Raw genomic sequence first — 16,955 nt, 5'->3', positions numbered from 1 at the left:
GGAATCAAGGGCTCAAGCGGCGGCCGCCATCTCCTGGTGCAGCCCGGCGAGGATCGTGAAGCTCCGCTTCCGCGCCTCATGGTCGTGGATCGCGGCCGTGACCATCAGCTCATCCGCCCCGGTCTCGGCGATGAAGTCCCGCAGGCCCTGCCGCACTGCCTCCGGCCCGCCGACGATCGAGCAGGCCAGCGCGTGCTCCAGCATCGCCCGCCCATGCGGGTCGAGCCGGGCCTCCATGTCCTCGACCGGCCGCGGCAGCTTGCCCGGCCGCCCGCGGCGGAGGTTGAGGAAGCTTTGCTGCAGCGAGGTGAAGAGGAAGCGCGCCTCCGCATCCGTCGGCGCCGCGAAGATATTGACCCCGAGCATCACATGCGGCCTAGCCAGCCGCGCCGAGGGCTTGAAGCGCTCCCGGTAGATCGCCATCGCCTCGCGCATCTGCGCCGGGGCGAAATGCGAGGCGAAGGCGTAAGGAAGGCCGAGCGCCGCGGCGAGCTGCGCCCCATAGGTCGAGGAACCGAGAATCCAGACCGGGACATCGAGCCCCTCCCCTGGCACCGCGCGGAGCGCCTGACCGGGCTGCGCGGGCTCGAAATAGGCCATCAGCTCCATTACGTCGCGCGGGAAGTCGTCCACCTCGCCGGCGAGATTCCGCCGGATCGCCATTGCCGCCCGCTGGTCGGAGCCCGGCGCCCGGCCGAGGCCGAGATCGACCCGGCCGGGATGCAGCGCGGCCAGCGTGCCGAACTGTTCGGCAACCATGATCGGCGCGTGGTTCGGCAGCATGATCCCGCCGGCGCCGATGCGGATGGTGCTGGTCGCCGCCGCGACATGCGCCAGCGCCACCGCCGTCGCCGCACTGGCGATGCCCGGCATGTTGTGGTGCTCGGCCATCCAGTAGCGGTTGTAGCCGAGCGCCTCCGCATGACGGGCGAGGTCGGCCGAGTTGCGCAACGCCTGGCCGGCCTCGCTGCCCTCGGGGATAGGGGAAAGGTCGAGGATGGAGAGCGGGATCATGCTGGTCATATGGGTCGGCCCGGGGACGCCTGGAACCCCACCTGCGCTCACCGCCGCAGGCCCTGGCGATCCGGCGGCCGGCAGCGGCCATCCCGGCAAGGTGCCGCCACCGTGATGATGGTTCCGACGCCAGCACAACCATCTCATACACCGAGAAGGTCTCAGCCCTGCTGCTGAGGATGGCCCGGCCACCCCTTCCGCCGGAGTAACGCTGCCGCCGAACGCACGGGAAGGACATGTCCTGACGTGGGCGCGCAGGCTTCGTCCCGATCCCGGAGGCCTTCAATGCTTATTCACGCACAACGGTCGGCGGCTATCTTCGCCAAGCCGTCCAATCCGGAAAAGGAGACGTTTTGGCGGTCTGGCCGGATCCATCCGCCGGAGCTCTGGCAGCGTGTGCCTGAGGCCCGCTCGATGCCGGCAGACCAGCGGGCCGGCATGGCCGTCGCTCCGATGCCGATGTCCGAGGACATGTCCGCCCATGGGCCGAGCGCCGCCGCTGCCGACAGCACCGCCCTCCATGACGCCGGTTTCGATGGCGACGTCGGTCGCGCCCTGTCGTGCGAGACGGCGGATGGCGGGCCGACGCGCCAGGACCGGCGCTCATGACGGACGGCGACATGAGCGGGATCGCCCCGGATGCCCGATGGGACGGCCGGCGCGTGCTCTTCGACGTGCAGCACGACATGCAGGTAGTGCTATGCGCCGTGTCACCTCTCGTCCTGCGCGAGCTGGTCCCCGGGCCATGCTTCAAGACGGAGGACGTGCTGAAACGCTTTAAGGCGGCCCGCATCCAGATCGAGGCCGCCGTGCACAGCAAGCTCCAGCGGCGGGTCTCGCCATGTCCGACGCCGCTCACGGTCTGGTCGAGTGACCTCGAGGACCATGCTGCCGCGATGCGTTCCGCGGCCAGGCTTGATTCATGAGGCGCTTTCCAAGGGACATTGCATTCAGATGACGATGACGCTCAGCTTGGTTGCGCTGATCCTGGTGCTCGGGGCGACATCGCTGGCCGCAGCCATGCGCCAGGCCCGGCGGGCGTCGCTGGTCCGGGCCGGCGAGGGCAGAAGCCGATGACGCCGGAGGCGCCCCCCATCCGTCCTTGCGCCGATGTGCCTGCAAGGCGCCCATGCTGGGGCTGATCAGGCGTAGACTCCGCGTCCTGCGGTACCGTCGCCGATGGAGCGAGCTCGCCGCAGCCGCCGCCAACCGGATGGACCGCGCGACCGCGCTGCATGAGAGGAACACGCCGGCGCAAGCCAGGGTCGGATCCCGGCCTCCGCCCCGTCGCCATCGCTTCTTCTGGTGAGCTTCGCGGTGGCGAAGGAAGACGACCCCGCCCGGTCTCGCCTCGGCCACCGCATGCTGGCTCGCCGAGCCCGCGAAACAAGGAACCCCGCAAATGCCAGTACAGGCCTATAGGGCATCGGCCGCTTATGCGGGCGCGCATATCGCCGCCAACAGATGGCTTTGGATCATTGCCTCCGCGGTCATCACGGCAGTGCTATGGGTACTGAATTGGAGGGACCCACAGTCGGGCATATGGTCCCACTTGGTGGTGCTCGCCGCCTTGGTTTGCAGTACGTTGGTGATGATTCAGAGCCAGGTGGGCTACGTGTCGCCCTATGCACCCAAGGATGATGAGGACGACGTCGTCGCCACCCCTCCCATCCCACGCGCCTGACGCCCAGGCCCGGCCTCCGCCTGTTCCGCAGCCTCCCGGCTTGGAGCGGGCCGGGATCAAGATTGCCAGATGGGCCGGGTCGGCGGCCTCCGGAGTTCCGCTCCCCCTCGCCAGACAAGCCAGGCCGCGATCGCCATGGTGACCGCGTTCCAAGCCAGCCCGTTGATCACCGCCATCCGGTAGGAAGCCGTGGCGTCGAAGATCGCCCCCGACATCCAGCCGCCCAGCGCCATTCCCACCAGGGTCGAGGACAGCACCAGCCCGACCCGCAGCCCGGCCTCCTTCGCCGGGAAGCTCTCCCGCACGATGATGGCGTAGCTCGGCACGATCCCGCCCTGGAACAGGCCGAACACGGCCGAGATGGCATAGAGCGAGGACAGCCCGTCGAAGGGCAGGAAGAGCGACAGGGCGACGGCCTGGAGCGTCGCCCCGAGCAGCAGCGTCTCCCGGCTGCCGATCCGGTCGAGGATCCAGCCGGAGGCGAGGCGGCTGACCACGCCGCAGGCGAGCATGAGCGAGAGCATCTCCGCCCCGCGCGCCGCGCCATAGCCAAGATCGACGCAATAGGCGACGATATGCACCTGCGGCATCGCCATCGCCACGCAGCAGGAGATGCCGGCGAACATCAGCAGCGCCTGCAGCGCATTCGGCGGCAGGCCGAAGGTGCCGCGGGTGCCGGCCGGCGCCGCGACCGGCACGGCCTGGGCCGGCGGCCGGCGCCGCAGCACGAGCGCCAGCGGCAGCATGGTGACGAGGCAGAGGATGCCGATGCCGATATGCGCCTGCCGCCAGCCCACGGTCTCGATGAAGTGCTGCAGCACCGGCGGCCAGAAGGCGCCCGCGAAGTAGTTGCCGCTGGCACAGAGCGAGACCGCCAGCCCCCGCCGCCGCGCGAACCAGAGCGAGGTATCGGCCACCAGCGGCCCGAAGGTGGCGCAGGAGCCGAGCAGCCCGATCAACAGGCCATATATGACCGCGAACTGCCCCATGCTGGCGGCGAAGGCGCTCGCCACGTAGCCGGCCGAGAGCGCCAGCGTGCCGAAGATCACCGGCACCATGACCCCGAACCGGTCCGCCGCCCGCCCCATCAGCACCCCGCCAATAGCGAAGCCGATGGTCGTCAGCGTGTAGGGCAGCGAGGCGTCGGCGCGCAGCGTGCCGAACTCCGCCTGCACCGCCGGCAACGCCACGACGATCGACCAGAGCCCGACCCCGCCCAGCGTGCTGAGCGCCACCGAGACGCCGAGCCGCATCCAGGCATAGCGCGAGTCCACGCCATCCGCCGTCGCAGCCATGCAGTTTCCTCCTGACATTCCACCCAGCATGCCAGGGACGCAGGCGCCAGGCGAGGCCCCGCGCTTGACCCGGGCTGCCCTGGGCTTAGCCTCACCCTCCAAGAGGAGACGAACCATGACCGCGGAGATCGACCGGGCGATGGGCTTCGCGCCCGACTACGACAGCCCCGTCCCCTATATGCAGCGCACCCGCGAGTATTACCGGGCGATCGGCTACGACCCCTATCGCTGGGCGCATTACCGCGAGGTGCCCTTCTCCCCGCTGCGCAGGCCGCTGACGGAGAGCCGCGTGACGCTCATCACCACCGCCGCCCCCTTCGACCCGGCCAAGGGCGACCAGGGCCCCGGCGCGCCCTACAATTCCTCCGCCAAATTCTACCAGGCCTATTCCGGCCGGATGGATGAGGAGCACGACCTCCGCATCTCGCACATCGCCTATGACCGGAAGCACAGCCCGGCGACCGACATGCGCGCCTGGTTCCCGCTCCAGGCGCTGCGCGATGCCGCCGCGGCCGGGCGCATCGGCGGGCTGACCGAGCATTTCCACGGCGCGCCTACCAACCGCAGCCACCGCCACACGGTGGAGACCGATTGCCCTGAGATCCTCGCCCGCTGCCTGCGCGACGGGGCGGAGGTCGCGGTGCTCGTTCCCAACTGCCCGGTCTGCCACCAGACCGTCAGCCTGACGGCGCGCTACCTGGAGCAGCACGGCATCCCGACCGTGGTGATGGGCTGCGCCAAGGACATCGTCGAACATTGCGGCGTGCCGCGCTTCCTGTTCGGCGACTTCCCGCTCGGCAATGCCGCCGGCCGCCCGCACGACCCGGCGAGCCAGGCGGCGACGCTGGAGCTTGCGCTGCGCCTGCTCGAGACCGCCATCGCCCCCCGCACCACCCTGCAATCGCCGCAGCGCTGGGACGAGACGGGGGAGTGGAAGCTCGACTACCTCAACCTCGAGCAGATCGGGCCGGAGGAGCTGGCGCGACGTAAGGAGGAGTTCCTCCGCCAGAAGGCCATCGCCCGCGACCTGCGCGAGAAGGCGGCATGAGCGCGCGCCCCTTCGAGGGCGTCCGCATCCTCGACTTCACGCAGGTCTTGGCCGGCCCCTTCGCCAGCTACCAGCTCGCCCTGCTCGGCGCCGATGTGGTGAAGGTCGAGCGCCGCGAGGGCGAGGACATGCGCCGCACCCCGCTCGCCCGCGATTGGGCGGAGCGCGGCATGGCCCCCGCCTGGCAGGCGGTGAACGGCAACAAGCGCAGCCTCACCCTCGACCTGCAGCGGCCGGAGGCGCGGGAGATCCTGCTCCGACTCGCCGCCGAGGCGGATGTGGTGATGGAGAATTTCCGCCCCGGCGTAATGGACCGGCTCGGCATCGGCTACGAGGCGCTGGCGGAGGTCAACCCGCGGCTCATCTTCTGCAGCGTCTCCGCCTTCGGCCAGACCGGGCCCGACCGGCTGGAGGCGGGCTATGACGGCCGCATCCAGGCCATGTCCGGCATCATGGCGATGACCGGCCATCCGGGCGGCGAGCCGCTGCGCGCCGGCTTCGCCGTCTGCGACCAGCTCTCCGGCATGACGGCGGCCTTCGCCGTCGCCTCGGCGCTGTTCCAGCGGACGCATACCGGCTGGGGCCAGCGGGTCGATGTGTCGATGCTGGAATCGACCCTCGCCTTCCTCGGCGGCCAGGTGGCGGACTGGACCGTCGCCGGCCACAGGCAGCAGCCCTGGGGCAACCAGGCGGTCAGCCGGCGCGCGACGGCCAACCTCTTCCGCGCCCGCGACGGGCACCTCCTCCTCGCCGTCAACACCGACCGGCAGTACGAGGCGCTCATGCGCGCCATCGGCCGCGCCGAGGCGCTGGAGGAGCCGCGCCTGGCCGACTGGTTCCTCCGCCTCGAGAACGCCGCCCTGCTGCGGGAGGTGATCGAGGGCGCGCTCACCGCCGCCGACGCCTCCGAGTGGGAGCGGCGGCTGAACGAGGCCGGCGCCCCCTGCGCCCGCATCTGGCGCGTCGACGAGGTGATCGACCATCGCCAGATCCGCGCCCGCGACGCCCTGCAGGAGGTGGAGACGCCCTGGGGCCGGCTGCGCTTCGCCACCACCGGCTTCCGCCTCGCCCATGGCGCGGCGCGGCTGGACCGGCCGGCGCCTGCGCTCGGCGCCGATGCCGAGGCGGTACTGGCGGCGGCGGGCTACGACCCGGCGCGGATCGCCGCCTTCCGCGAGGCGGGCGTCATCTAGCCCGCCGCCCCATCAGCACCACCCAGGCCGCGGCGAGCTGGATCACCGCCGCGGCGATGAAGAGCCAGGAGTCCCCCACCGTCCGAAGCAGCCCGAAGGCGGCTGGGGCGAAGGCATAGACCGCCTGGTTGCAGGCCGTGACCAGCGCCACCGCTCGCGCCGTATCGGCGGGCGCGAAATCCTGCTGCGCGATCAGCGGCGGCAGCGAGGCGGCATTGCCGAGCCCGAGCCCGAACAGCACGACTCCCAGCAGCAGCAGCGGCACCGCCGTCCCGCCTGCCGCCAGCAGCGCCAGCGACCCCACGACCTGCAGCGCGGAATTCGCCGCCGCCACCCGCCGGCGGTCCGCCTCCGGCGGCAGCAGCCAGCCGAACACCGTCCGCCCGGCGATGGCGCAGGCGGTCGCCAGCCCGGCCGCGAAGCCCGCCCCCTGCGCCCCCATCGCCGGCAGCAGCAGCGAGAAGAGATGCGCGATCAGCCCGATCTGGGCGAAGAGGACGAGCGAGGCCGCCACCGCCAGAGTAATGAAGCGCCGGTCCCGCCAGAGGGCCTGGCCCGGCAGCATCGCCGGCCCGGCCGGCACCACGGGGCCCGCCGCCCCGCCATCCGGGCGCTGGCCGAGCGAGGCCGGCGTCGGCGCGAAGTAGCGCCCCGACAGCCACCACAGCGCCAGCACCATCGCCCCGCCCACCAGCGCCGCGGCGCCCGTGAAGCCGAAGGCCGCGATCAGCGCCACCCAGAGCGGCGACATCAGGATGCCGCCGACACTCGCCCCGTTATAGGCCAGGCTCAGCGCGGCCGAGCGCCGCCGCGCGAACCAGGGCGAGACCATCGCATTGATCGCGGCGCCGCCGGTTGCCGCCCAGCCGAAGCCGCTCACCAGCGTCGCGGCGAAGAGCTGCCAAGGCTCCGCCGCCAGCGCCCAGCCGAGGAAGCCGAGCGCGGTCGCCACCGCCGCCACCCGCGTCACCGCGACGATGCCGAAGCGCCCGTGCAGCGCGGCCAGGTTGGCGACGACGACGGCGCCCAGAAGGAAATGGCTGGTCACGGCGGCCGAGACCAGCGCCACCGACCAGCCCCGCTTTGCCTGGATGGCATGCAGGAAGATCGGCGGCCCGTAGAAGCTCATCCCCCAGCCGAAGACCGCGACGGTGAAGGCCGCCCAGGCCACGCGCCAGCCGAAGAAGGACGGCTCCTGCGGGATGGCGGGCGTGGCGGCGAGCGACATCAGGTCTTCTCCAAGGGCGGCTGGCACACCCTGCCCGTCCCCGCCGGTGCCATGCTTCGCCGCCTTGCGAAGCCTGGAGCGCGCTCCGTTCGCGCCGGCTCACGGAACTCGCTCCAGGCTGTTGTTCTGGCGAGCAACTTACTCCGATCGGATGACTCCATCCGATCGGAGTTTGCTCTAGCCATCATCCTCCAGGCCCAGCGCCCGCAGCCGCCCACGCTCCTCGTCCCAGCCCGGCCGGTCCTTCACGTTGAGGAAGAGATGGACCCGCCGCTCCAGCAGCCCCTCCAGCTCGCGCCGCGCGCTCTGGCCGATCGCCTTGATGCGCGCCCCGCCATCGCCGATCAGGATTGCCTTCTGCGTCGCTCGGCCGACATAGACGGTGCAGTCAACCCGGACGCTGCCATCCTTCCGCTCCTGCCAGTTCTCGGTCTCGACCGTCGCATGGTGCGGCACCTCCTCATGGGTCTGGCGGAGGATCTGCTCGCGGACGATCTCGGCGACCAGCATGCGGTTGGGCAGGTCGGAGAGTTCGTCCTCCGGGAAGAGGTAGGGGCCGGGCGGCATGGCCTCGGCCAGGCGGTCGAGCAGGCGGTCGAGCCCCCTCGCCTTCTCGGCCGAGATCATGAAGGTCTCCTCGACCGCGAGCAGCGCGTTCAGCTCCTGCGCGAGCGGCAACAGCCGCGGCGGGTCGATCAGGTCCACCTTGTTGAGGGCCAGCCAAATCGGCCGCCGGTCTCTGGCCAGCCGCTCGACGATGGCGCGGACGGCATCCGTCAGGCCGGCGCGCGCATCGACGATCAGCAGCGTGCGGTCGGCATCCTGCGCCCCGCCCCAGGCGGCGGCGACCATCGCCCGGTCCAGCCGCCGCCTCGGGGCGAAGATGCCCGGCGTGTCGACCAGGACGATCTGTGCGCCCCGGTGCATCACCACCGCGCGGATGCGGAAGCGCGTGGTCTGCGGCTTCGGCGAGACGATGGTGACCTTGGCCCCGGCCAGCGCATTCACCAGCGTCGACTTGCCGGCATTCGGCGCGCCGACCACGGCCACCAGGCCGCAGCGGGGCCCCTCCTGCACGCTCTCGCTCATTCCTGCTCCAATTGGGCGAGCCAGGCCTCGGCCGCCACCTGCTCCGCCGCGCGCTTCGACTCCCCCATCCCCTCGGCCTCCCGCCCCGCCGCGCTCACCGCGACGACGAAGATCGGCTGGTGCGACGGGCCGGTCGAGGAGACCAGCCGGTATTCCGGCAGGCCGAGCCCCCGCCCGAGCGTGTATTCCTGCAGCCGGCTCTTGGCCGACATGGGCGGGCGCGGGTCGGCGCCCATCTGCGCCTCCCATTCCCGCCGCACCAGGGCGCGCGCCACGGGCAGCCCGCCATCGAGGTAGAGCGCGCCGAGCAGCGCCTCCATCGCATCGGCCAGCACATTGGCCCGCTCGCGCAGGCCGGCCCGCCCCTCCGATTGCGGCACCCGGAGCACGCCGGCGAGGCCGAGCCCCTCAGCGATGCGGGTCAGCGTGTCGCGCGCCACCAGCACGCCGAGCCGCTTGCCGAGGTCGCCCTCGCGCTCCTCGGGGAAGCGCTCGGAGAGCCATTCGGCGATCAGCAGGGCCAGTACCCGGTCGCCGAGGAATTCCAACCGCTCGTTGCTGTCGAGCTGGGCGCGCTTCGGGTCGGCGGCGGAGCGATGGGTGAGCGCCTGGGTCAGCAGCGCCGGCCGGGCAAATTGATGGCCGAGCCGGAGGGCGAAGGCCGTGAGGTCCCCCCCCGTCGTCATGCGATCAGCGGACCGCGGAGATCAGCCTGGACCAGCGGATAGCGAAGGGCCATGCCCAAACCTCCCACCAGGCGGCGGAGCCGTCGACCGAGAAGAAGATGAATTCCGCGCGGCCGACCAGGTTGTCGACCGGGATGAAGCCGACCGCATTCTGCACCCGGCTGTCCAGGCTGTTGTCGCGGTTGTCGCCCATGGCGAAGACATGGCCCTCGGGCACACGGTACTCGGTGGTGTTGTCGAGCGGCCCGTCATCCGACTGCTCGATGATCGGGTGCGTCCGCTCCGGCCCGCCCGCCGCGCCCGGCAGGGTCTCGCGGTAGAGGCGCACCGTCATCCGCGGCCCGTCGCCCTCGACCACATAGGGCCCGACCGCCTCGCGCTTGACGGCGGTGCCGTTGATGTAGAGCAGGCCGGCCCTCACCTGGATGCGGTCGCCGGGCAGGCCGATGATGCGCTTGATGTAGTCCTGGCTGGTATCGCGCGGCAGCTTGAAGACGGCGACGTCGCCCCGCGCCGGCAGGCTGCCGAAGATGCGGCCCTGGAACAGGTTCGGGCCGAAGGGCATCGAATAGCGCGAATAGCCGTAGGAATACTTCGAGACGAAGAGGTAGTCGCCCACCAGCAGCGTCGGGATCATGGAGCCGGAGGGAATGTTGAACGGCTCGAAGGCGACGGTACGGATGCCGACGGCGATCAGCCCGGCATAGACGACGGTCTTGATGCTCTCAAGCCAGCCGCCGCTCTTCTTCTTCGCCATGGAGGTGCTCAAGCTCTGACCCATCGGTGCAGGAGGGGGTTCGCCCGCGGGTCGGGTCCCCGGAAGCTGGGGATACGGCATCAGGCGGCGGGGATGAAGCCTGCCGGGGGGTGGGGTGTCAAGGAAGGCGCCGGTTACGGCATGTAGCTGCCGCCGCCGACATCGATGGTCGCGCCAGTCAGGTAGCCGGCCGCCTCGGAGGCGAGGAAAGCCGCCACTTCCGCCACATCCTCCGGCGTCCCCAGTCGACCGAGCGGGATATTGGCGGCGAAGGCGGCATTCGCGGCATCGGTGGTGCCGCGGGCCATCGGCGTGTCGATGCGGCCCGGGGCGATGCTGTTCACCGTGATTCCATCCGGGCCCAGCTCGGTCGCGAGGCTGCGCGCGAAGCCCATCAGCCCGGACTTGGCCGCGGTGTAGTGGGCGCCGGCGATCTGGCTCCTGGCCCGCGCCGCCTGACTGGTCAGCATGATGATCCGCCCCCAGCGCCGGGCCCGCAGCGGCGGCAGGCAGGCCTGGGAGACGAGGAAGGCGCCGGTGAGGTTCACGGCCAGCACCCGCCGCCACTCCTCGGCCGGCATCTCGCGGATGGGCCGCGCGCGGCCGTCTGGCCCCTTGGGCGAGATGCCCGCATTGTTGACGAGGATGCCGAGCCGCTCCCACCAGTCGCCGAGCGCCGCGGGCAGGCCGGCGGCGGCCGCCTCGTCCGCCACGTCAAGGGCGATGGCCCGCGCCTGGCCGCCCGCCGCGCCGATGGCCCCGGCCACCGCCTCCCGCTCCTCCAGCACATCGGCGACGACCACCGGGTGGCCGAGCGCCGCCAGCTTGTGGGCGATGGCCGCGCCGATGCCGCGCGCCGCGCCGGTGACCAGCGCCACCTTGTCCCCGTTGCTCATGGCGCGAGGATCACCTTGCTGGCCGCCCGCTGCTGGGCGAGCTCGAAGCCCTCGATCCCGCGCTCCAGCGGGAGGCGATGGGTGATCATCGGGCGGAAGGCCTCCGGCTCGGCGGCGAGATGCGCCATCACCCGGTCCCAGGTCTGCCGCGCGGCGCCATGGGTGGCGCGGAGCTGGTGGCGCATGCGGACGAATTCCGTCAGCGGCAGGGTCAGCGCCCCGGCATGGATGCCGGCGGCAACGATCACGCCCCCTTTCCGCAGCACCGACAGCCCCTCGTTGAGGCTCGCCGGCACGCCCGTCGCCTCCAGTACCACATCGACGGGGCGGCCGCCGGTCAGCGCCATCACCTGCTCCGCCAGCGGCGCCTCCGCTACATCGACCGTCTCGGTGAAGCCGAGCGCATGGAGCACCGCGAAGCGCGGCCCATCCGCCCGTCCGGCGACGATCACCCGCGCCGCGCCGGCCCGCCGCGCCATCAGCGCGATCGCCTGGCCGATGGTCCCCGGCCCCAGCACCAGCACCGTCTCGCCGAGCCCGACTTCGCCGGTCAGCACCGCCTCGGCGCCGACGCCGAGCGGCTCGGCCAGCGCGGCCAGCTCCGCATCCACCTCATCGGGCACCGCGACGCAGCACCGGGCGGGGATGCGGACGGTACGGGCGAAGCCGCCATCGCGCGTCAGCCCGATGCCCTCGCGCCGGGTGCAGTTGCGGGCGTCGTTCGCCTGGCAAGCGGCGCAATGGCCGCAGGCGACAAAGGGGATGACGGCGACCCGCACCCCCTCCGCCCAGCCGGAGCCGGTGCCGGCCCGCACCACCTGCCCCGCGAATTCATGGCCGAGGGTGAGCGGCATGTGCGGGGTCATGAACTCGTAGCCCCCCGTCCACTCATAGGCATGGACGTCGGAGCCGCAGATGCCGGCCGCCTCGACCTCGACCACCACCTCGCCGGGGCCCGGCGGCGGCGCCTCCGGCACCTCCTGGAATTCGAGGCCGAAGCCGGCCCCTGCCTTGCGCAGCGCCAGCATCAGAAGGGCTCCGGATAGTGGCCGGCATAGAAGGAAATGGGCGGCTTCGCATCCGGGTCGGTGAGGACATCGAGCAGCACCGGCCGCCGCGCCGCCAGCGCCTCAGCCAGCGCCGGGCCGATCTCGCCGCCCCGCGCGACCTGCCGGCCTTCCACCCCGCAGGCGCGGGCGATGGCGGCATGGTCGACCGAAGCGAAGAAGACGGCCTTGGTATGCTCGCCGAATTTCACCTCCTCGGCATGCTTCTGGTAGCCGAGGATGCCGTTGTTCAGCACCAGGGTGACGATCGGCAGCTCCATCCGCCGCAGCGTCTCGAGCTCCGCCCAGCTATGGGCGAAGCCGCCATCGCCGCAGAGGCAGACGACGCGCGCCTCGGGCGCCGCGATCTGCGCGCCGATCGCCATCGGCAGCCCCCAGCCCAGGCCGGCGATGCCGCGCGGCGTCAGGAAGCGCTGCCCCGGCCGCCGCGCCGTCAGGTAGTTGGCGATCCAGATGGAGGAGTAGGAGGCATCGGCGACGACGATGTCCTCCGGCGCGATCAGCCGGTCGAGCTCCGCCATCAGCCGCTCCGGCCGGCAGGGCGCGGCGTCGCGCGTGATGACGCCGTCGATGGTGCGGCGCCAGTCCGCGACCGCCCCGGCGATCTCCGCCTCGATCACCGGCCGGGCGGCGGCGCGGGCGGAGAGGTCGCGCCTCTCCAGCGCCTCGGTCAGCGCGGCGAGGGTGAGCTTGGCGTCGCCCACCAGCCGCATCGCCTCGTAGTTGCGCCCGACCTCCATCGGATCGGCATCGAGGTGGATGAAGCGCGTCTCCGGGCCGAAGAGTGTCCAGCTATCCGTGCCGTTCTGGTTCGTCCTGCTGCCGACCAGCAGCACTAGGTCGGCCCGCTCCACCATCGGGCGGAGCGCCGCCGTCCGCGCGCCCTGCCCCATGACGTAGCCGATGATGCCGAGCGTCAGCGGATAGGTCTCGTCCGCCGCGCCCTTGCCCATGACGGTGGTGGCGACCGGCAGGTGCGCCCGTTCCTGCAGCGCCGCCAGCTCCGCCGCCGCGCCGGAGAGATGCATCCCGCCCCCCGCGACCACCAGCGGATGCCGGGCCATCGCCAGCGCCTCCGCCGCCGCAGCGATGGCCGCCGGGTCGGCGAGGCTGCGGTCGAGCGGCACCTCGCCGAGCGAGAGGCGGCGCGGGCGCAGCGAGGCGAGCGGCGCCGCCTCGGTCAGCAGATCGGCCGGCACCAGCAGCACCGCCGGCCCCGGCCGGCCGGAGCAGGCGGCGGTGAAGGCCATGTCGACATAGTCGTCCAGCCGGTCCGCCCGGTCGAGGCGGCGGACCCACTTCGCCACCGGGGCGAAGAGGTTCATGTGGTCGAGCTCCTGGAAGGCGTTGCGGTCCGTCGCATCCCGCGTCACCTCCTGCACCAGGGCGAGGATAGGGATGCTGGCCTTCAGCGCCTCAGCCAGCGGCGCCACCAGCAGGGTCGCGGCCGGCCCGTTCTGCGCAGTGACGACGCCGACCTTGCGGGCGATCCGCGCATAGCCATCCGCCATGGCGCCGCCGGCATTCTCCTGGCGATAGACCTTCTGGTCGATGCCCGCATGCGGCGCGGCCAGGTGGAATGCGGAAGGCAGGCTCTGGCCGAAAGTCAGAGTCACCCCATGCCGGGCGAAGGCCTCCGCAAGGCGCAGGGCGACGGTGGCGTTCGCGGCGCTGGCATGGTCCGGCATGGTGCTTCCCCCTGTGGCCCTGTCGCGGGCTCGTGGCGGGATTGGATGGCCGAGGGCGGAGGGGCGTCAAGCCGGAGGCCGGACCGCGGGGCCCTGCCGACGCAAAACCCCCGCTTCTCCCAGGACCGGCCCGCTCGGCCCTCGGCCGCTCGCCCGTCGGGACGGGCACCTATGGCCGCCAGGCCCCACGGCCGCCGATGCTGCGGAGGGCGGCCATCGCCAGCCATGCCAGCCCCCATGGCGGCGACGACCGCGCCGTGATCGAGCTCGGCCATGGCGACGGCGTCCGGCTCAAAGGCGTGGTCGACAGCGTCCTGCCGGCAGCGGACCTCCTCTTGCGCATCATCGCCGGAAGCCTGAAGCATGCGACACGACAACACGCTCACGCATGACCCGTGATCCTGCGACCGCGGATCGTGCCCTAGGCCTGATGCCGTATGAAGAGCGGGCGCCCCAGCAAGGCCCCCGCCAGCACCAGCAGCAGCATGGCCCCGCCATGCCAGAGCAGCACCATCACCGCCGCATCCAGGTGGTGGAAGAGGCTGAGCCCCGCCGAGCAGAGCGCGGCCGAGGCGAGGCCGCCCAGCAGCAGCACCGGCACCGGCCGCACCGGCCCGGCATGCCGCAGCAGCCAGAACTGCGCCGCGGCCAGCGGTAGCCCGAGCGCCAGGATGAAGCGCAGGCAGCCCCAGCTCGTCCCGATCTGCCCGGACATGGGCCCAAGCCGCTCAAGATCCGCCAGGCACCCCCAGCCGAGGCTGCCGAGCCAGGCGAGCAGCGCCGGCACCGGCAGCAGCACCCAGCGCCAGCTTCGGTCCGGCCGGGCCAGCATCGCCGCCGCCACCGCCGCCAGCATGCCGGCGAGCACGGAAGCGAGCCATTGCCCGACCTCCTGCGGCATCAGCATCCGCTCATGCAGGTCGTGCCGCAGCCCATTCACCAGCACAGCAAGCGTGACCGCCCCGGCCGCCAGGCCAAGCCAGAGTGCCGCCTGCCGCGCGGGCGAGGCCATCCGCCGCACCGGCCGCAGCCCGGCCGCCAGCTCGCCGATCAGCTCCTCGCTCCGCACCTATTCCTCCACGCCCAGACGCCGCCGCAGGACCTTCATCGCCCGATGCGTCGCCACCTTCAGTGCGCCGACGGACATGCCGGACCGGGCGCTGGCCTCGGCCAGCGACAGGTCCTCCAGCTTGGCGAGGCGGAGCGCCGTCCGCTGCGCCGGGCTCAGCTCGGCGACCGCGGCCCGCAATTCGGTCGAAGCCACTCGTTCCTCCCCACGGTTCGCCGCAGGGGCCGCCAAGGTTTCCTCGAAATCCTCGAGCGGCGCCTCGCGCCCGCCGCGGCGCCCCTGCCGGCGCAGCCGGTCGATCGCCCGCCGCTCGCAGATGGCGACCAGCCAGGGCCGGATCGGCCGCGCCGGCTCGTAGGCGTGGCGGAGCCGGTGGATGGTGAGCAGCGCGTCCTGCACCGCATCCTCCGCCTCTGCCGGGTTGGCGATGCGCCGGCGCGCCACCGCCCGCAGCAGCGGCAGTGCCGCCCGCAGCAGCCGGTCATAGGCGGCGGCGTCGCCAGCCTGCGCCGCCGCCATCCAGGCCTCCCATTCCCCCTCCGTCCGGGTCACGCGGCCAGGGCGGGGCGCGTCGCACGCCAGGCATGGGCCGCCTCATAGGCATGGGCGGCGCGGAAGAGCAGCGGCTCGGCGAAAGGCTTGGCCACCAGCTGGAGGGCGACCGGCAGGCCGCCCTCGCCGAAGCCGGCCGGCACGGCGATGCCGGGCCAGCCGGTGACGTTGAAGGGGATGGTGAAATTGGGCCGCTCGAGGAAACCCCATTTCGGCACCTCCTCGATCCGCGGCGCCTCGCCCTGCGCGGCCGCGGTCAGCAGCAGGTCGCACCCTGCCGCGGCCGCCTCGGTCGCCGCGACCAGCGCGCGCCGCCGCTTCTGCGCTTGCAGGTAGTCGGCGCCCGAGAGCAGCCCGCCCAGCACCAGGCGGTCGCGCAGCAGCTCGCCATAGAGGTTCGGGTCCCGCCGCATCCAGGTCTCGTGCACGGCGAAGGCCTCGGCCAGCAGGATGATCCAGCCGCAGGCATTGAACTCGGCGAGCGAGGGCAGCGTCACGTCCCCCACCTCCGCCCCCTCGGCGCGGAAGAAGGCGGCCGCGCCCTCGATGCCGGCCAGCGTCGCCGGGCTCACCGGGAGGTCCGCCTCGTGGAAGTGCCGGATGACGCCGACGCGCAGCCCCCTCACGCCGCGGCCGAGCTCGCCACGGAAGTGCGGCACCGGCCGGTCGGCGCTGGCCGGGTCGGCCGGGTCGTGGCCGGCCATGGCCTGGAGCAGGATGGCGCAATCCTCCACAGTCCAGGCCATCGGCCCGGCATGGTCGAGGCTCTGCGCCAGCGGCAGGATGCCGGCGCGGGAGCAGAGCCCGTAGGTTGGCTTGATCCCGGTGATGCCGCAGAGCGCCGCCGGCCCGCGGATCGAGCCGCCGGTATCCGACCCCGTCCCGCCCAGCACCATCCCCGCGGCCACCGCCGCCCCAGTGCCGCTCGAGGAGCCGGCGGTGAAGTGCGCGGTGTTCCACGGGTTGCGCGCCGGGGGCCAGGGCAGGTCGAAGCTGGGGCCGCCGAAGGCGAATTCATGCGTCGCCAGCTTGCCGAAGGGGACGATGCCCGCCGCCGCCAGCTTGGCGACCGTCGTCGCATCGGCGCCGGGCACATGATCCTGCAGCACCCGCGAATGCGCCGTCGTCGGGATGCCAGCCGTGCCGTAGATGTCCTTGTGCGCGAAGGGGATGCCGTCCAGCGGCCCGCGCGGCCCGTCGCGCATGATCCGGGCCTCGGCCGCCCGCGCCGCCGCCCGCGCCTCCTCCGGCATCGGCCGGATGAAGGCATGGAGCTGCCCCTCGAGCCGCTCCACGCGCGCGAGGCAGGCCTCCGCCAGCTCCACCGGCGAGAGTTTGCGCGCGGCGATCAGCGCCGCCGCCTCGGCGATGCTGGGGATCACCGGCCCGTCCCCGCGGCGAAGGTCGTCGCCGGCTCGGCCTCCGCCTCCGGCAGGGGCGAGCGGATCAGCGCCTGCATGGCCGCCAGCCCCGGCAGCGCCGGTAGAATGCCCATCCGTTGCTCCGGGCTGAGCGGGATGCCGGCGCGTGCGAGCATCGCCTCCAGCTCGGCATCGGTGATCGGCTGCGGCATGCCTCGTCCTCCTCGACGGGATGTGACCCCCGAGTATGCCGCGATTCCGCGGCGCGGAAACCACCCCGCACAAGCCCCGGAGGCCCGGTTGCGCATCCGGCCCGGCGGGGGCTAGG

20 protein-coding genes are annotated in these 16,955 nt (G+C 72.3%); 7 read left to right on the top strand and 13 right to left on the bottom strand.

Going from position 1 to position 16,955, the window contains the following annotated elements; all coding sequences use genetic code 11:
• Nucleotides 1-12: 12 nt before the first annotated feature.
• Nucleotides 13-1,014 (bottom strand): LLM class flavin-dependent oxidoreductase, encoded by a 1,002-nt coding sequence (locus AC5JJ1_RS21165; RefSeq protein ID WP_495787094.1) that lies wholly within the window; start codon nt 1,012-1,014, stop codon nt 13-15.
• Nucleotides 1,015-1,299: 285 nt separating this feature from the next.
• On the opposite strand from AC5JJ1_RS21165, the gene AC5JJ1_RS21160 reads away from it, so the two are divergent.
• From AC5JJ1_RS21160 to AC5JJ1_RS21145, 4 genes are all read left to right on the top strand, one after another.
• Complete coding sequence (locus AC5JJ1_RS21160) at nt 1,300-1,623, top strand: hypothetical protein (RefSeq protein WP_495787093.1); 324 nt, start codon at nt 1,300-1,302, stop codon at nt 1,621-1,623.
• Complete coding sequence (locus tag AC5JJ1_RS21155) at nt 1,620-1,940, top strand: DUF1488 family protein (protein ID WP_495750233.1); 321 nt, start codon at nt 1,620-1,622, stop codon at nt 1,938-1,940. The genes AC5JJ1_RS21160 and AC5JJ1_RS21155 overlap by 4 nt, the downstream gene beginning before the upstream one ends.
• Nucleotides 1,941-1,968: 28 nt before the next feature.
• Nucleotides 1,969-2,091, top strand: coding sequence for a hypothetical protein (locus AC5JJ1_RS21150; RefSeq protein ID WP_495787092.1), 123 nt, complete (start codon nt 1,969-1,971; stop codon nt 2,089-2,091).
• Between the two features lie 475 nt (nt 2,092-2,566).
• Nucleotides 2,567-2,698, top strand: a complete 132-nt coding sequence (locus AC5JJ1_RS21145; RefSeq protein ID WP_495787091.1) for a hypothetical protein — start codon at nt 2,567-2,569, stop codon at nt 2,696-2,698.
• A 56-nt stretch (nt 2,699-2,754) separates the two neighbouring features.
• On the opposite strand, the gene AC5JJ1_RS21140 is transcribed toward AC5JJ1_RS21145, so the two are convergent.
• On the bottom strand, nt 2,755-3,993 hold the full coding sequence (locus tag AC5JJ1_RS21140) for an MFS transporter (protein ID WP_495787090.1): 1,239 nt from the start codon (nt 3,991-3,993) through the stop codon (nt 2,755-2,757).
• A gap of 115 nt (nt 3,994-4,108) precedes the next feature.
• Here AC5JJ1_RS21140 and AC5JJ1_RS21135 point away from each other — a divergent pair, with 115 nt between their 5' ends.
• Together AC5JJ1_RS21135 and AC5JJ1_RS21130 are read left to right on the top strand one after the other, a co-directional pair.
• Nucleotides 4,109-5,041 carry a hypothetical protein gene (locus AC5JJ1_RS21135; RefSeq protein ID WP_495787089.1) on the top strand — a complete coding sequence of 311 codons (933 nt, stop codon included), beginning with the start codon at nt 4,109-4,111 and terminating at the stop codon, nt 5,039-5,041.
• Nucleotides 5,038-6,234, top strand: coding sequence for a CaiB/BaiF CoA transferase family protein (locus AC5JJ1_RS21130; protein ID WP_495787088.1), 1,197 nt, complete (start codon nt 5,038-5,040; stop codon nt 6,232-6,234). Before AC5JJ1_RS21135 ends, AC5JJ1_RS21130 begins: the two co-directional genes overlap by 4 nt.
• Here AC5JJ1_RS21130 and AC5JJ1_RS21125 read toward each other — a convergent pair.
• The 7 genes from AC5JJ1_RS21125 to AC5JJ1_RS21095 form a co-directional block, all read right to left on the bottom strand.
• Nucleotides 6,227-7,462: an MFS transporter gene (locus tag AC5JJ1_RS21125; RefSeq protein WP_495787087.1), complete on the bottom strand. Its 1,236-nt coding sequence runs from the start codon at nt 7,460-7,462 to the stop codon at nt 6,227-6,229. The two genes, AC5JJ1_RS21130 and AC5JJ1_RS21125, sit on opposite strands and share 8 nt — an antisense overlap.
• A gap of 177 nt (nt 7,463-7,639) precedes the next feature.
• Nucleotides 7,640-8,551, bottom strand: coding sequence for a GTPase Era (gene era / locus AC5JJ1_RS21120; RefSeq protein WP_495787086.1), 912 nt, complete (start codon nt 8,549-8,551; stop codon nt 7,640-7,642).
• On the bottom strand, nt 8,548-9,237 hold the full coding sequence (rnc, locus tag AC5JJ1_RS21115; protein WP_495787085.1) for a ribonuclease III: 690 nt from the start codon (nt 9,235-9,237) through the stop codon (nt 8,548-8,550). The genes era and rnc overlap by 4 nt, the downstream gene beginning before the upstream one ends.
• A 4-nt stretch (nt 9,238-9,241) precedes the next feature.
• A complete protein-coding gene (lepB, locus tag AC5JJ1_RS21110) occupies nt 9,242-10,018 on the bottom strand; it encodes a signal peptidase I (protein WP_495787084.1) in 777 nt (258 codons plus the stop codon).
• A gap of 110 nt (nt 10,019-10,128) precedes the next feature.
• Complete coding sequence (locus AC5JJ1_RS21105) at nt 10,129-10,890, bottom strand: SDR family oxidoreductase (protein WP_495787083.1); 762 nt, start codon at nt 10,888-10,890, stop codon at nt 10,129-10,131.
• Entirely contained in the window at nt 10,887-11,918 is a 1,032-nt protein-coding gene (locus tag AC5JJ1_RS21100; RefSeq protein WP_495787082.1) for a zinc-dependent alcohol dehydrogenase, read from the bottom strand. Before AC5JJ1_RS21100 ends, AC5JJ1_RS21105 begins: the two co-directional genes overlap by 4 nt.
• Nucleotides 11,918-13,645 (bottom strand): acetolactate synthase catalytic subunit, encoded by a 1,728-nt coding sequence (locus AC5JJ1_RS21095; RefSeq protein ID WP_495787081.1) that lies wholly within the window; start codon nt 13,643-13,645, stop codon nt 11,918-11,920. The genes AC5JJ1_RS21100 and AC5JJ1_RS21095 overlap by 1 nt, the downstream gene beginning before the upstream one ends.
• 197 nt (nt 13,646-13,842) lie before the next feature.
• On the opposite strand from AC5JJ1_RS21095, the gene AC5JJ1_RS21090 reads away from it, so the two are divergent.
• On the top strand, nt 13,843-14,037 hold the full coding sequence (locus AC5JJ1_RS21090; RefSeq protein WP_495787080.1) for a hypothetical protein: 195 nt from the start codon (nt 13,843-13,845) through the stop codon (nt 14,035-14,037).
• A 29-nt stretch (nt 14,038-14,066) separates the two neighbouring features.
• Here the strand turns inward: AC5JJ1_RS21090 and AC5JJ1_RS21085 are convergent, their stop codons facing one another.
• The 4 genes from AC5JJ1_RS21085 to AC5JJ1_RS21070 are packed head-to-tail and all read right to left on the bottom strand — an operon-like array spanning nt 14,067 to nt 16,839.
• The gene (locus AC5JJ1_RS21085) at nt 14,067-14,714 is read right to left on the bottom strand and encodes an NrsF family protein (protein ID WP_495787079.1); all 648 of its coding nucleotides are present in this window, start codon (nt 14,712-14,714) and stop codon (nt 14,067-14,069) included.
• The gene (locus AC5JJ1_RS21080) at nt 14,715-15,266 is read right to left on the bottom strand and encodes an RNA polymerase sigma factor (RefSeq protein ID WP_495787078.1); all 552 of its coding nucleotides are present in this window, start codon (nt 15,264-15,266) and stop codon (nt 14,715-14,717) included.
• The gene (locus tag AC5JJ1_RS21075; RefSeq protein ID WP_495787077.1) at nt 15,263-16,648 is read right to left on the bottom strand and encodes an amidase; all 1,386 of its coding nucleotides are present in this window, start codon (nt 16,646-16,648) and stop codon (nt 15,263-15,265) included. The genes AC5JJ1_RS21080 and AC5JJ1_RS21075 overlap by 4 nt, the downstream gene beginning before the upstream one ends.
• Nucleotides 16,645-16,839 (bottom strand): hypothetical protein, encoded by a 195-nt coding sequence (locus AC5JJ1_RS21070; RefSeq protein ID WP_495787076.1) that lies wholly within the window; start codon nt 16,837-16,839, stop codon nt 16,645-16,647. The genes AC5JJ1_RS21075 and AC5JJ1_RS21070 overlap by 4 nt, the downstream gene beginning before the upstream one ends.
• Nucleotides 16,840-16,955: the final 116 nt, after the last annotated feature.

The sequence above is a fragment of the Belnapia sp. genome (genome assembly GCF_059504005.1).
Note: the sequence above shows the minus strand (reverse complement) of the source record. Positions and strands in the feature narration are given on the sequence as shown.

What these genes read in the sequence shown, in the direction of transcription:
- AC5JJ1_RS21150 (WP_495787092.1), top strand. Translation starts at nt 1,969, where the DNA reads ATGACGATGACGCTCAGCTTGGTTGCGCTGATCCTGGTGCTCGGGGCG.
- AC5JJ1_RS21095 (WP_495787081.1), bottom strand. Translation starts at nt 13,645, where the DNA reads ATGCCGGACCATGCCAGCGCCGCGAACGCCACCGTCGCCCTGCGCCTT.
- AC5JJ1_RS21165 (WP_495787094.1), bottom strand. Translation starts at nt 1,014, where the DNA reads ATGATCCCGCTCTCCATCCTCGACCTTTCCCCTATCCCCGAGGGCAGC.
- AC5JJ1_RS21160 (WP_495787093.1), top strand. Translation starts at nt 1,300, where the DNA reads ATGCTTATTCACGCACAACGGTCGGCGGCTATCTTCGCCAAGCCGTCC.
- era (WP_495787086.1), bottom strand. Translation starts at nt 8,551, where the DNA reads ATGAGCGAGAGCGTGCAGGAGGGGCCCCGCTGCGGCCTGGTGGCCGTG.
- AC5JJ1_RS21135 (WP_495787089.1), top strand. Translation starts at nt 4,109, where the DNA reads ATGACCGCGGAGATCGACCGGGCGATGGGCTTCGCGCCCGACTACGAC.
- rnc (WP_495787085.1), bottom strand. Translation starts at nt 9,237, where the DNA reads ATGACGACGGGGGGGGACCTCACGGCCTTCGCCCTCCGGCTCGGCCAT.
- AC5JJ1_RS21140 (WP_495787090.1), bottom strand. Translation starts at nt 3,993, where the DNA reads ATGGCTGCGACGGCGGATGGCGTGGACTCGCGCTATGCCTGGATGCGG.
- AC5JJ1_RS21070 (WP_495787076.1), bottom strand. Translation starts at nt 16,839, where the DNA reads ATGCCGCAGCCGATCACCGATGCCGAGCTGGAGGCGATGCTCGCACGC.
- AC5JJ1_RS21105 (WP_495787083.1), bottom strand. Translation starts at nt 10,890, where the DNA reads ATGAGCAACGGGGACAAGGTGGCGCTGGTCACCGGCGCGGCGCGCGGC.
- AC5JJ1_RS21130 (WP_495787088.1), top strand. Translation starts at nt 5,038, where the DNA reads ATGAGCGCGCGCCCCTTCGAGGGCGTCCGCATCCTCGACTTCACGCAG.
- AC5JJ1_RS21090 (WP_495787080.1), top strand. Translation starts at nt 13,843, where the DNA reads ATGCTGCGGAGGGCGGCCATCGCCAGCCATGCCAGCCCCCATGGCGGC.
- AC5JJ1_RS21125 (WP_495787087.1), bottom strand. Translation starts at nt 7,462, where the DNA reads ATGTCGCTCGCCGCCACGCCCGCCATCCCGCAGGAGCCGTCCTTCTTC.
- AC5JJ1_RS21155 (WP_495750233.1), top strand. Translation starts at nt 1,620, where the DNA reads ATGACGGACGGCGACATGAGCGGGATCGCCCCGGATGCCCGATGGGAC.
- lepB (WP_495787084.1), bottom strand. Translation starts at nt 10,018, where the DNA reads ATGGGTCAGAGCTTGAGCACCTCCATGGCGAAGAAGAAGAGCGGCGGC.
- AC5JJ1_RS21100 (WP_495787082.1), bottom strand. Translation starts at nt 11,918, where the DNA reads ATGCTGGCGCTGCGCAAGGCAGGGGCCGGCTTCGGCCTCGAATTCCAG.